We start from the raw sequence: 13,271 nt of genomic DNA, 5'->3' as shown, positions 1-13,271 counted from the left end.
TCAGCGCACCTCGAAGACGCGCGCCTGCGCCAGCGTGCCGTCCACCCGCAGTTCCAGCCGGTACGTACCGGGCGGCCAGCCGCTGGGCTTGGCCAGCTGGAACAGCGTCGTGGTGTTGCCTTGCAGCAGCAGGCGCTTGCCCTCTTCGCGCACGACCTGCCGGGTGTCGAGGTAGGTCCAGCGGACGACCACCGCATGTGCCAGCGCGTCGCGGCCGTGGAAGCCGACGCTGGCGTACAGCGTGTCCCCGGGCGTGAAGTGCACGCGGGGCCGGACCACGCGGCCATCCCCGTCCACGGCGTTGCCAAGGTCCAGCCGGGTAACGCGCACCGTGGCCGGGACGACCGGCGTCGCGGTGTTGGCCGCTGGCACGGTGGGCGGTGCTGGCGGCGCGGCAGGGCGCTGACATCCCGCCAGCGCCAGCAGACCGGCCAGCAGGCCCAGCCGACGCCGCCCGGTCATTGGCGCAGGGTGCGTCGCGGCGCCGGCGGTGTGCTGCCGGGGGTGCCGCGCCAGGGGTTGATGTCCAGCCCGCCGCGCCGCGTGTAGCGGGCTTCCACCGAAAGTGCGGTCGGCGTGCAGCGCGCCAGCAGGTCGACGAACAGCTGTTCCACGCACTGCTCGTGGAAGCCGGCGTGTTCGCGGAAGCTCACGACGTAGCGCAGCAGGCTGGCGCGGTCGATCTGCGGACCGCGGTAGGTGATGGTCACGTCCGCCCAGTCGGGCTGGCCGGTCACCGGGCAGTTGGACTTCAGCAGCGCGCTGGCCAGGGTCTCCTCGACCACGTTGCCTGGGTCCGCCTGCAGCAGCGCCGCGTCCGGCGGGCCGTAGTGGTCGATGGCGATGTCCAGATCGTCGATGCGGATCAGGTGGCCAGTGGCATCGTCCATCGGCGCCACGCCGAAGGCCAGCGTGACCGGCGCGCCGGCCGCGGCCGAGAGATCGGCCTCGATGCAGGCCTGCAGCGCTTCCGCGGTGGCGAAGCGGGCGGCATTGAGCGAGTTCAGGTACAGCTTCAATGACTTCGATTCCACCAGGTGCGGCGAACTGGCCGGCACCTGCAGGGTCGCGGTGGCCACGTGCGGTTTGCCGCGCAGGTCCAGCCACGACAGCTCGAACGCCTGCCAGCGGTCGACGCCCACGAACGGCAGCGCACCGGTGATGCCCAGCTGGGCGCGCGCCGGCGCCCGCGGGATCGGGTACAGCAGGCCCGGGTCGTAGCCCGAGGGGTAGGCGGTGTCGCGGCCGAGCGGCGAGCCGGCGGTGGTGTTGGCGTTCATTCGCAGCGGTGCTCGTGGGCGAGGTACTCGGCGGACTGCATCTCGATGAGACGCGAGGCGGTGCGTTCGAACGCACCGACGAGGCGCTCGCCCGCGTACAGCGCCATCGGCGCGGCGTCGGCGGTGCAGACCAGGTTGACATGGCGATCGTACAGCTCGTCCACCAGGTGGACGAAGCGGCGCGCGGCATCGTCGCGCAGCGCGTCGAAGCGCGGGATGCCGCCGACCAGCACGGTGTGGAATTCGCGGGCGATCTCGATGTAGTCGGCGTTGCCGCGCGGGCCTTCGCACAGCGCGGCGAAGTCGAACCAGCACACCCCCTTGCTGCGCGCCCGCACCGGGATGCGCCGGCCGTCGATGACGATGCCGGCGTCGCGGTGGCCGTCGTCGCCGCCGAGCTCGTGCCAGCGCCGCTCCAGCCAGGCATCCGCCTCGGCATCCAGCGGCGCGCGGTAGACCGGTGACTGGGTGAGCGCGCGCAGGCGGTAGTCGGTGTCGCTGACCAGTTCGACCACCTCGCACTGGCGCTCGATCAGGTCGATCGCCGGCAGGAAGCGGGCGCGCTGCAGGCCGTCCTTGTACAGGTCACGCGGCGCGGCGTTGGAGGTGGTGACCAGCACCACGCCTTCGGCGAACAGGCGTTCCAGCAGGCGCGCCAGCAGCATGGCGTCGCCGATGTCGCTGACGAAGAATTCATCCAGCACCAGCACCCGCAGGGTGCTGCGCCACTCGCGGGCGATCACCGCCAGCGGGTCGCGTTGCCCGGCGTGGTCGCGCAGGCGGGCGTGCACTTCGCGCATGAAGCGGTGGAAGTGGGTGCGGCGCTTCTCGCGCAGCGGCAGCCCGGCGAAGAACTGGTCGACAAGGAAAGTCTTGCCGCGGCCCACGCCACCCCAGAGGTAGAGCCCGCGTACTGGCGGTGCAGGGTCGGCGCCGCCCAGCAGCCGCTGCAGCAGGCCACGCGTTGGCGCAGGTTGCAGCAGCGCCGTGTGGATGCGGTCCAGTGCCTGCAGGGCAGGCCGCTGCGCGGCGTCCTCGCGCCAGTCGCCGCGCGCCACGCCCTCGGCGTAGCGCTGGGAGGGAAGCAGGGCGTCGCTCATGCCGCTGGCGGTGCCGGCAGCCAGCCGCGGATGCCGTTCTTGAGCGCGCCGCGCAGGTCCATCAGCTTGCGGTGGAAGAAGTGGCTGGTGTCGGGCATCTCCACCAGCACGGGTGGGTTGGGCAGCCCGGTTACCCAGTCGCGCACCGCACCGGCGTCCACGATTTCGTCGGCATCGCCCTGGATCACCAGCCACGGCATGGTGGGCAGGACGATGTCCTGGAAATCCCAGCTACGCCCCACCGGCGGGGCGATGCTGATCAGCGCGGCCGCGCCCAGCTCCTCGGCGGCGCGCAGTGACACCCAGGCGCCGAAGCTGAAGCCGGCCAGCCAGAGAGCGTGATCCGGGAAGCGCTCGCGCGCCCACGCTGCCACTGCGCGCAGGTCGTCCAGCTCGCCGTCGCCGTCGTCGAATGCCCCTTCGGAGGCGCCGACCCCGCGGAAGTTGAAGCGCAGGGTGGACACCCCCGACTCGCGCAGGGCGCGCGCCGCCATGGTGACCACCTTGTTGTGCATGGTTCCGCCCTCGGTGGGCAGCGGATGGCAGACAATCGCCAGGATCGGCTGCGCGGGGGCCTCGGCGGCCTCGAACACAGCCTCGATTCGGCCGGCGGGGCCGGGGAGGGTCAGCGTGGCGTCGGTGCCGACGGGTTGGGCGATCGGGTCTGTCATGACGTCATCATGCCGCAGCTGGCGTGAAGCTGGCCGTATCGGAGCCCGGAAACGCGAACGCCGCCCGCAGGCGGCGTCCTCCGGACGGACAGGCGAGGCTTATTTGCTCTGCGCCACCATCCACTCGACCACGGCCTTCATCTGCGCGTCGGTCAGGGCCGGGTTGCCGCCCTTCGCCGGCATCACGCCCACCGAGCCCTGGAAGCCTTCGGTGGCTTTCTTGATCAGCATCTCGACGCCCTGCTCGGCCGCGCGCGCGCCGATGCCAGCGGCATTCAGCTTGGGCGCACCGCCCACCCCGGCGGTGTGGCAGCCGGTGCAGGGGCCGTTGTTGAAGATCTCGGCGCCGTCGGTACGGCCGTCGAACGGCACGTTAGCGGCCAGCGCGGCGGTGGCCGCGGCAGCGGCGGCGGCTTGCGCGGCCGCACCCGTGGCGCCGGCATACACCGCGCCGACCGGGGCAATCCGGTTTTCCAGGTTGCGCTGCGCAACCGGGTCCACGGGGTATTCCACCTTGCTGTTCAGGTGATAGGCAAACAGGATCAGGCCGACCGCCAGCAACGCCAGGAAGGCGATCACCATCGAGAAGCGCTTGAGGAAGGCAAGGTCGTGAGTCCGCATGGTGTTCCCGCACAAGTCGTGGCCGGTTCCGGCCGCCAGACGCTGGATTATTCCAGAACGGCGTTGGCGGCGCGAGATGGGGGGGCGTTGGGGTCTCGGGGCCCGAAGGCGATCTGGACTGTGCGGGTGGTCACGTTATTGACCCCGGGGCTGGATTCGGCGATAACTGAACAAACGGCAAATGCAGAGGGGGGGCGGAGGTTCCGCTCGAACTGCAGGCGCACGCCGACGGGAACCCCGCGTTCCTGCCGAGGCTTTTTCTTTTTTTGCAAATCTTTGGAGGGGATATGAGCGACCACCGGACCAGCACACGCCCGGGCAAGGCCCGCCACCGCCGCGCCGTGAAACTGGCGCCCATGACACATGCGGTGCGCTCGGTGCTGGCTGTTTCCGCAATGACGGTGGCGCTTGGACTTCCCGTCAGTGCAGTGGCATCCGGCGTCAAGGCCCCTGCCACGCGGGTGGTCCAGGCTGATCGGCCTTTCCTCGATCTTGCGCCGGTGTTCGATCTCACGGCCGTGCCCATGGGCCTGGTGGCCCAGGCGATCGGCGTCACCGACCCGGGTGACATCACGATCGACAATGCCGATCCGATCCTCGATAACCAGACGTACGACGCCATTGCGATCTACGCGTACAGCGCCGGGGGCAATGTCAACATCAACAACCAGGCGACCGGGTCACTGGAAGCGTTGTCCTCCCTGAGCAATGCGATCGGCATCTACGGCTATGCCTTGGACGGTAGCGTCGAGATCCGCAACGAGGGCGGGATTTTCGCGCGCTCCATTGACGGTCTGGCCGACGGCATCTTCGCGTCGGGCACCGATGTGGACGTGTCGAGCAGCGGCGACATCACCGCGGTCAGCGTGTACGGCAACTGGGCGGCAGGCATCGAGGCCCAAGCCACCGACCTGACCACGGTCCAGAACGACGGCAGCATCTACGCGTCTGCTGCCTACGGGCAGGCGTTCGGCATCTATGCCACCGGCGACGACGTGGTGGTCGGCAACACCGGCAACATCGGTGCACAGGGTTACTACGCCACCGGCATCGAAGCGCAGTCCACCGGCGACGTGGCGATCGACAACAGTGGCGCCATCATCGCGGGGATGCCCAGCTACACTGCGCTGGCGAACGGCATCAACGCGGTCAGCAATGGCGAGGACGCGGCGGTCGGCGTGACCAACAGCGGTGACATCTCGGCGGTGTCGTACTTCGGCGGCGCGGGCATCGCGGCCACGGCGAGCGGCGAGGGCGGCTCCGCGAGCGTCACCAACAGCGGCAATATCTATGCCTCGCAGTACACCAAGTACGGCTACGGCGCCTACGGCATCGTGACGTCCGCAGATGGCAACTCGAACATCGACAACAGCGGCGCGATCGACGTGGTGTCGGCGGGCGCGGCGAACGGCGCGACCGCGCTGTCGTTCGCCGGCGATGCCGGGGTGACCAATTCGGGAGACATCACCGTCTACAGCAGTGCCTCGCTGGGGTACAGCGCGACCGGGATCACCGCCTTCGCTGCAAACGGCAATGCGCAGGTGGACAACAGCGGTTCGGTGGACGCCAGCGCGAAGTACTGGGCGACTGCCATCAACGCGAGCGCGCAGGGCGACGTGGCCGTTACCAACAGCGGCTCGCTGTATGCGGACGGGCAGAAGTACGCGTTCGGCGTGTACGCGCTGTCCAACGCGGGCGACGTGTCGGTGCACAACGACGCGGATGGCGAGATCGGCTTCTACTCCTACCTTGGCCGTGGTTGGGGCGTGTTCGCCTACGCCGGCCAGGGCGACGTGCACGTCACCAACGACGGCGCGATCTCCGGGTATGCCTACGGCCAGTCGGCGGGCGTGTTCGCGATCGCGGGCTACGGCGACGTAATGGTAGAGAACACCGGCAGCATCGACGTGGTCAGCGGCAGCGGCGTGGCGGTGGGCGCCTTCGCCCGCGCCGATTACGGTACTGCCAGCGTGAGCAACAGCGGCGATATCACCGCCAGCGTGGGTGGTCCGTTCTCGGGCGGTTACGCGGCCTACGGCATTCTGGCCCGCGGCGCCTATGCCGATGTGTCCAACAGCGGCAATATCGCGTCCAACGGTTACTACTACGCCACCGGTATCGCGGCGACGTCGTATTACGGCACCACGGTGAACAACACCGGCGGCAGCATCACCGCCAATGCGCTAGGCGGCGCCACCGGCATCAATGCGCTGTCGCTGTTCGGCGACGTGACGGTGACCAACGCCAGCGATATCCAGGCCGTCGGCTTCGTGTTCGGCGCGCAGGGTATCCGTGGCTACAGCCTCTACGGCGATGTAGGGATCGACAGCAGCGGTGACATCTACGCGGCCTCGCTCTATGGCGACGCGATCGGCATCTACGGCTATTCGCTGACCGCCGATGTTGCGGTCCACAACGCCGGCGACATCACCGCCGTGTCCTATTACGGTCTGGCCGACGGCATCTTCGCTTCCGGCGCTGACGTCAACGTCGCCAACAGCGGCGCGATCCTGACCGCGGGCTATACCTGGGCCGCCGGCATCGAGGCGCAGGGCGCCTCCTCCGCGACGGTGCAGAACGATGGCACCGTCAGCGCGATTGCCATGGGGCCCGGTGGCAAGGCCTATGGTCTCTACGCCACCGGTGGCGATGCTGTGTCGGTGGGCAACACCGGCGATGTCGATGCCCAGGGTTACTACGCCACCGGCATCGAGGCCCGGTCCTACGGCGACCTGGCCATCGACAGCAGCGGCAACATCACCGCCGGCTATGCCAACGCGTATGGCTTCTACAGCGCGCTGGCTACCGGCATCAATGCCAGCAGCGGCGGCGTCGGCGCGGTAGTGAACGTCGCCAGCGGCGGCAATATCACGGCCACCGGGTACTTTGGCGCCAGCGGCATTTCCGCGACCTCCAGCGGTACGGGTGGCACCGTGCATGTCAGCAGCAACGGCAACATCGACGTCCTGCAGGGCAACAAATACGGCTACGGCGCCTATGGCGTGGTGGCCTCGGGCGACGGTGACACGCTGGTTGAAAACGGCGGCGGCATCGGCGTGTATTCCGCAGGCGCGGCCACCGGCGTTGCCGCCCTGTCGTTCGCGGGGGCCGCCGACGTGTCCAATGCCGGCGACATCGAGGCGATCAGCACGGCTACGGGGTTCTACGGCGCCACCGGCATCCTTGCGTTCGGCGCCAATGGCACCGCCAGCGTCCAGAACACCGGCTCGGTATCGGCGACGGCGGCCGGCCTGCTCTACTCCGAGGCGCGCGCGGTGGATGCGCAGGCCTTCGGCGACGTCAGCGTGGCCAACGCGGGTTCGCTGTACGCCAACGGCCAGAAGTACGCGTTCGGTGTGTACGCCAGCTCCGGCAACGGTGACCTCTCGGTCAGCAACGCGGGAAGCGGCGACATCGGCTTCTATTCATATGTCGGTCGCGGGTGGGGCGTGTTCGGTTTCGCCACGCAGGGCGATGTCGCGGTGAACAACGCAGGTGCCATTGCCGGCTACGCCTACGGGCAGTCCGCTGGCGTGTTCGCAGTGGCCAGCGCAGGCGATGCCAGCGTTACCAACAGCGGCAGCATCACCGTGGTGAGCGGCAGCGATGCGGCGGTGGGCGTGTTTGCCCGTGCCGACTACGGTACTGCCAGTGTCACCAGCAGCGGTGACATCGAGGCCAGTAGTGCCTATCTCGCCTACGGCGTCATCGCCCGCGGTGCGGATGCTGTCATCACCAACCGTGGGAGCGTCTCGGCCTCCGCCGGCGTGGCAGCGGTCGCGGCCGCCGCCAGTGGTTACTACAGCTCCACTGTCAACAACACCGGCACCCTCCACGCCGCTGACGCAGGCTTCAACGTCGGCGTGCTGTTCAGCGATGCAGGCGGCAATGTCCTCAACAACAGCGGCGCGGGCCTGATCTATGCCAGCGGCGCCGATGGCTACGCCTTCGCGGTGGTTGGCGGCAACGCTGACGAGACCATCAACAACAGCGGTCGCATCCTCGGGGCGCTTTCGCTGTACGGCGGCGGCGACGTGCTGCACAACAAGGCCGGTGGCACGTGGGATATCGGCAGCACCCGCAGCACGGACTTCGGCGACGGCGACGACGTCATCGACAACCAGGCCGGTGCCACCCTCCGCTTGGCTGACGGTGCGCTGTCGCTGGGTGCCGCGGGCACAAACGGCAATGCGTTCAACAACGCCGGTACGATCAAGGTGATCGGCAGCGACAACCTGATCGACATGGGCAGTACCGTGGCGTTGCAGCCAGGCGCAAACCCGCTCCCGTTGGTCAATACAGGCATCATCGACTTCTTCGATGGCGCCACCGACGACGGCCTGACCATTGCCGGCAGCCTTGGTGGTAGCGGTGCGATCAACATCGATCTGGACCTGGACAACCTGACCAGCGACCAGCTCTATATCGACGGCGACATTGCCAGCGGCGCGGTCCAGATGGTCAACGTCAGCATCACCCGCATGCCGACAACGGCCAGTACCGAGGGGGTCGCGTTCGTTCACGTGTCCGGCGCCTCCAGCGCTGGTTCGTTCGTGGGCGGCAAGGTGGTCGGCTATTCAGCGTCCAACTTCCTGGACATCGGTGCGCGCACTACCCGCGAGGCGGGTAGTGGCGGGGACGCCGCGTTCCTTGTGTCCCTCGACGTGCTTGGCTTGAACGACACCGGCGCCTTGGCCGTGACGACAGCAACGGCCGCGGCGACCTTCCTGAACTCGCAGGTCGGCACGTTCCGTCAGCGGCTTGGCGTGAACCCTTACGGTGATGCGGACAAGGTCATGAACGCCTTCGTCCGCTTCTATTCCAGTCAGGGCGACATCAACCCGACCCATTCGGCCGGTAATTTCGGCCAAGGCGGCCGTTTTGGTTTTGCCCAGAACAGCTGGGGTCGCGAAGTCGGCATCAACGCCAATCTGCCGGGCAACATCCATGCCGGTCTTGTGCTGGGCAATGCGGACAGTCGCCAGCGACTTAGCGATGGTGTTGGTGAGAACCGGATGGACGGCGCCACCGTCGGTGCCTACGCCACCTGGTACGCGCCGGGCGGCTTCTACGTGGACCTGAGCGGCCGCTGGATGGCGTCGGACATCCACTCGACCACCGCCGCCGGCACCATGGCGGGCCGGGTCCACGCCCAGGCGACCAGCCTGGAGGCGGGCTACGAGTGGATGGCGGGTGGTTTCAACGTGGTCCCGCAACTTCAGTACACCCGGACTAAGGTCGATGGGATCACGCCGCTGCAGGGCACGTGGGTGACCTTCCAGTCGCACGGTGGCACCTTCGAGCAGGGCCGGCTCGGCGTTGAGGTGAACCGCACGTTCGAGTTCGGTGGCCTGCGCTGGACGCCGTACGGATCGATCCATGCTGTGCATGAGTTCGATGGCAAGACCACCTACACCGTGGCCGATAACTTCTACGGCAGCACCGGGACAAAGGGCACCAGCACCATGGCGGAGCTTGGCCTCGGTCTGCAGAAGGGTCGCTTCGGTGTTGGGCTGGGGATGAACTGGACCGACGGTGGTGCGTATAAGCACGTCATCGGTGGTCAGGCAGTCGCCCGATTCTCCTGGTAATCCTGCAGTCGCCGGCCCGGGAGGGTCGGCGGCAGGCAGACGCAGTCTGGACACCCCGTGGTCATCGACAACAAGCAAAACGACACCGATATCCAATCCCACCCAGATCGGCCAGGGCTCGACACCGGCCTTGATGCGGTCGGTCCCGACCAAGCCGCGGTGCCGGTGAACGCCCCCAAGCCGGCCACCCCGCCGCGGGACCTGACCCAGCTCAAGGTCGAGAAGACCTGCTCGCGCGGGCTCGCCGGCTGGCTGGGCCAGCACCGCCTGTCCCTGGCGATCACCTCCTACCAGAGCGGCCGCATCTACCTGGTGGGCAGCGACAAGCAGGGCCGCGTGTCCTTCTTCGAGCGCATCTTCGAGCGCGCCATGGGCGTGGTGGGCAATGCCCAGCGCATCTACCTGGGCGGCTTGTACCAGCTGTGGCGGTTCGAGAACGTGCTGCGCCCGAACGAGGTCATCCATGGCCAGTTCGACAAGTGCTACGTGCCGCGCAACGCGCAGACCATCGGCGACCTGGACATCCACGAGCTGGGCATCCGCAAGGACGGGCGGGTGGTGTTCGTGAACACCAAGTATTCCTGCCTGGCCGAGCTCAGCACGACCCACAGCTTCAAGGCGATCTGGAAGCCCAACTTCATCAGCAAGCTGGCGCCGGAGGACCGCTGCCACCTCAATGGCCTGGCCATGGTCGACGGCGAGCCGAAGTACGTCACCGCGGTCTGCAAGAGCGACAGCGTCGACGGCTGGCGCGAGCGGCGCCGTGACGGCGGCGTGGTGATCGACGTGCAGACCGACGAGATCGTCTGCGAAGGCCTGTCTATGCCGCACTCCCCGCGCTGGCACAACGGCAGGCTGTGGCTGCTCAACGCCGGCACCGGCCAGCTGGGCTGGGTCGATTTCGAGAAAAAAGCCTTCGTGCCGCACGCCTTCGTGCCGGGCTTTGCGCGCGGCTTGTCGATCATCGGCAATGTCGCCGCGGTGGGGCTGTCCAAGCCGCGCAACCAGCGCTTCGAAGGCCTGCAGCTGGACGAGGAATTGAAGAAGCGCGACGCCGAGCCGTGGTGCGGCGTGCAGATCATCTCGCTGGTCAACGGCGACGTGCTGAACTGGATCCGCTTCGACGGCGACATGGGCGAGATCTTCGACATCAGCTTCCTGCCCAACGTGAAGCACCCGATGATGATCGGCCTGCGCACCAACGAGATCCGCGACCTGATCACGTTCGAGTCCGAAATCCCGGTGGAGGCAGGTGCCGCATGAACCACAAGTTCTTCCTGCCCGTCCTGCTGCTGGTTGCCGCCTTGCCGCTGCAGGCCCAGAACAAGCCGGTCCCGCCAGCCCCGCCGCGCCCGGATCCGGCCGCCGCGACGTTCAAGGCCTGGGACAAGAACGCCGACGGCCAGCTGTCCCTGGTGGAGTTCCGCGCCGGTTGGGAACAGACCCAGGCCGCCGCACGGACGCAGATGGCCCTGCGCCGGCAGTTCGCCTCCATTGACGCCAATCACGATGGCGGCCTCGACGCGACCGAGTACGCCAACCTCGTGCTGATCAAGCAGGCCGGCAAGTCCGCCCCGCCGCTGTCACGCTTCGACGCCAACGGCAACGCCAAGCTGGAGTTCGCCGAATACGTCAAGCTCGTCGAGACCCTGGCCGCCAAGCAGGACGCGAAGAAGTGAAGGTCGAGTTCGTCCCCGTCTGGAAGCAGGTGACGCCCGAGCTGGCGAAGGAACTGGTCGCGTTCTGGCAGGAGCAGAAGGCCGTCCTCGATCCGGCCACTGCCCAGCGCCGCGTCGACCAGGTGGTCTGCATCGCGCGCGATGCAGACGGCGCCTTGTGCGGCGTCGGCACGGCCTTGCTGAAGATCATCCCGCGCCTGCGCCAGCCGACCTACTACTACCGCCAGTTCTTCGCCAAGGCCCTGCGCGGCCAGCACCAGGAACTGCCGTTCTTCCTGCGCTGCAAGCAGGTCCTCCAGCAGTACAACGCCGGCCTCCAGCGTCCCGAAAGCCTCGGCATCCTGCTCGAGATCGAGAACGCGAAGATCGCCGCCGCCTACAAACGTGCGGTGGAACCCGGTTTCGATGCCGTTTTCATCGGATATTCGCCGCGTGGCCTGCAACTCCGCGTCTCCTATTTCGAGGACGCCGTCCTGCAACCACCGGCGCGGGTAGCCGCCCCGGCGGTGGCGACGGGCAAAGCCCGCGCTGTGCGTCGCAAGACCAACCAATCCCTTCCCGGCACGGCAACCGCGCCGGCCTTGATCACCACGGAGAAAGCGCCATGAAAGCCCAAGCAAGTCTGCTGTGTCTCGCCATCGCCTCCGCCCTCGCCGTGACTGCGGCCCCGGCAGAAGCGGCTGTGCTCCAGAAATCCGCGGTGATCGCCCGCGCCAGCACGCTGGTGGGCGGCAACGCCACCCTCGCGCGCCGCGCAGCCGCCGACGCGTTCGTCGCCCGTGATGTGATCGTCGATGCCGACGGTACCGAGCACGTCCGCTTCGATCGGACCTTCAACGGTCTTCCGGTGATCGGTGGCGACATGGTCGTCCATTCGCGCAATGGCAAGCTGGCCGGCATCAGCCAGGGCCTGAAGTCCGCTGCCCGCCCGGCACTGGCTGGCCGCATCACCCGCGACCAGGCCATCGTCGAGGCTGGCGCCCAGTTCGGCAGCCGCTTCGTCGGCGCACCGTCGGCCCGCACCGTGGTCTACGCGCTGGGCGCCTCGCCCGTGCTGGCGCACGAAGTGGTCTTCAACGGCATCAAGGCGGACCAGACCCCGACCGAAATGCATTACTTCGTCGATGCGTCCAACGGCCGCATCCTGAACAAGTGGGACAGCGTGCAGACCGCCAAGCCGGGTCCGGGCACCGGTGGCGCCTGCAGCGGCGCGACCGCGGCCGTCGGCACCGGCAAGAGCCTGACCGAGGGCGACGTGGTGGTGAACACCACCAAGTGCGGCACCACCTACCAGATGGTCGACATGACCCGCGGCGGCGGCGCCACCCACAACATGGCGATGAAGACCACCGGCATGGGTTCGGTGTTCACCAGCAGCACCAACATCTGGGGCAACAACCTGCTGTCGAACTCGCAGACCGTCGGCGCCGATGCGCACTACGGCGTGGCCACCACCTGGGACTACTTCAAGAATGTCCACGGCCGCAGCGGCATCGCCAATGACGGTCAGGGTGCGGTCAGCCGCGTCCACTACGGCCGCAACTACCAGAACGCCTTCTGGAGCGACTCGTGCTTCTGCATGACCTTCGGTGATGGCGACAACGGTGCGTCCATCTATCCGCTGGTGGCCATCGACGTGGCCGGCCACGAAATGTCGCACGGCGTGACCAGCCGTTCCGCCGCTCTGATCTACAGCGGTGAGTCCGGAGGCCTGAACGAAGCGACCTCCGACATCTTCGGCACCATGGTCGAGTACTACGCGAACAACGCCAATGACCCGGGCGATTACGTGATCGGCGAGGAGCTGTTCCCGAACAACGCCAACATGAGCAAGGCGATCCGCTGGATGTTCAAGCCGAGCCTGGACGGCGCTTCGCCGGATTGCTACGCCGGCGGCATCGGTGGCATCGACGTGCACTACAGCTCCGGCGTGGCCAACCACTTCTACTACCTGCTGGCCGAGGGCGCGGTGGTGCCGAACGGTTTCGGCGCGGGTACGTGGGCGAACCTGACCCCGGCGTCGCTGGTGTGCAACGGCAACACCTCGCTGGCCGGCATCGGCCGCGAAGCCGCGGGCAAGATCTGGTACCGCGCGCTGACGGTGTACATGACCGCCAGCACCAACTATGCGGCTGCCCGTACCGCCACGCTGAACGCCGCTACCGATCTGTACGGTGCGGGTTCCGCCCAGTACAACGCGGTGGATGCCGCTTGGGCTGCGGTGAATGTCGCCCCGGCGATCTGATCGCTGAGGTGGGAGCAACAAGGAACGGCCCGCGCAAGCGGGCCGTTCCGCGTTTGGGGGCAGCGCAACGCCGCCGATCCATGC

10 protein-coding genes are annotated in these 13,271 nt (G+C 67.7%); 5 read left to right on the top strand and 5 right to left on the bottom strand.

Annotated elements, in window-relative coordinates; genetic code table 11:
• From ACK4SG_RS09600 to ACK4SG_RS09580, 5 genes are all read right to left on the bottom strand, one after another.
• A complete protein-coding gene (locus ACK4SG_RS09600) occupies window positions 1-462 on the bottom strand; it encodes a hypothetical protein (protein WP_409601517.1) in 462 nt (153 codons plus the stop codon).
• Window positions 459-1,280 carry an NADPH-dependent 7-cyano-7-deazaguanine reductase QueF gene (queF, locus tag ACK4SG_RS09595; protein WP_409601516.1) on the bottom strand — a complete coding sequence of 274 codons (822 nt, stop codon included), beginning with the start codon at window positions 1,278-1,280 and terminating at the stop codon, window positions 459-461. The genes ACK4SG_RS09600 and queF overlap by 4 nt, the downstream gene beginning before the upstream one ends.
• Entirely contained in the window at window positions 1,277-2,380 is a 1,104-nt protein-coding gene (gene zapE / locus ACK4SG_RS09590; RefSeq protein ID WP_409601515.1) for a cell division protein ZapE, read from the bottom strand. The genes queF and zapE overlap by 4 nt, the downstream gene beginning before the upstream one ends.
• Window positions 2,377-3,051 (bottom strand): alpha/beta hydrolase, encoded by a 675-nt coding sequence (locus ACK4SG_RS09585; RefSeq protein WP_409601514.1) that lies wholly within the window; start codon window positions 3,049-3,051, stop codon window positions 2,377-2,379. The genes zapE and ACK4SG_RS09585 overlap by 4 nt, the downstream gene beginning before the upstream one ends.
• A 99-nt stretch (window positions 3,052-3,150) precedes the next feature.
• Window positions 3,151-3,672, bottom strand: coding sequence for a c-type cytochrome (locus tag ACK4SG_RS09580; RefSeq protein WP_409601513.1), 522 nt, complete (start codon window positions 3,670-3,672; stop codon window positions 3,151-3,153).
• Window positions 3,673-3,959: 287 nt separating this feature from the next.
• Here ACK4SG_RS09580 and ACK4SG_RS09575 point away from each other — a divergent pair, with 287 nt between their 5' ends.
• From ACK4SG_RS09575 to ACK4SG_RS09555, 5 genes are all read left to right on the top strand, one after another.
• Window positions 3,960-9,263 (top strand): hypothetical protein, encoded by a 5,304-nt coding sequence (locus ACK4SG_RS09575; RefSeq protein WP_409601512.1) that lies wholly within the window; start codon window positions 3,960-3,962, stop codon window positions 9,261-9,263.
• A gap of 165 nt (window positions 9,264-9,428) precedes the next feature.
• Complete coding sequence (locus ACK4SG_RS09570; RefSeq protein WP_409601511.1) at window positions 9,429-10,526, top strand: TIGR03032 family protein; 1,098 nt, start codon at window positions 9,429-9,431, stop codon at window positions 10,524-10,526.
• Window positions 10,523-10,942 carry an EF-hand domain-containing protein gene (locus tag ACK4SG_RS09565; protein ID WP_409601510.1) on the top strand — a complete coding sequence of 140 codons (420 nt, stop codon included), beginning with the start codon at window positions 10,523-10,525 and terminating at the stop codon, window positions 10,940-10,942. Before ACK4SG_RS09570 ends, ACK4SG_RS09565 begins: the two co-directional genes overlap by 4 nt.
• Window positions 10,939-11,550, top strand: coding sequence for a hypothetical protein (locus ACK4SG_RS09560; protein ID WP_409601509.1), 612 nt, complete (start codon window positions 10,939-10,941; stop codon window positions 11,548-11,550). The genes ACK4SG_RS09565 and ACK4SG_RS09560 overlap by 4 nt, the downstream gene beginning before the upstream one ends.
• On the top strand, window positions 11,547-13,187 hold the full coding sequence (locus ACK4SG_RS09555; protein ID WP_409601508.1) for a M4 family metallopeptidase: 1,641 nt from the start codon (window positions 11,547-11,549) through the stop codon (window positions 13,185-13,187). Before ACK4SG_RS09560 ends, ACK4SG_RS09555 begins: the two co-directional genes overlap by 4 nt.
• Window positions 13,188-13,271: the final 84 nt, after the last annotated feature.

Origin of the sequence: Thermomonas sp. (assembly GCF_046293095.1) — a bacterium.
Taxonomy (GTDB): Bacteria; Pseudomonadota; Gammaproteobacteria; order Xanthomonadales; family Xanthomonadaceae; genus Thermomonas.
The sequence above is the reverse complement of the archived record's forward strand: the minus strand, read 5'-3'. Positions and strand labels throughout refer to the sequence as shown.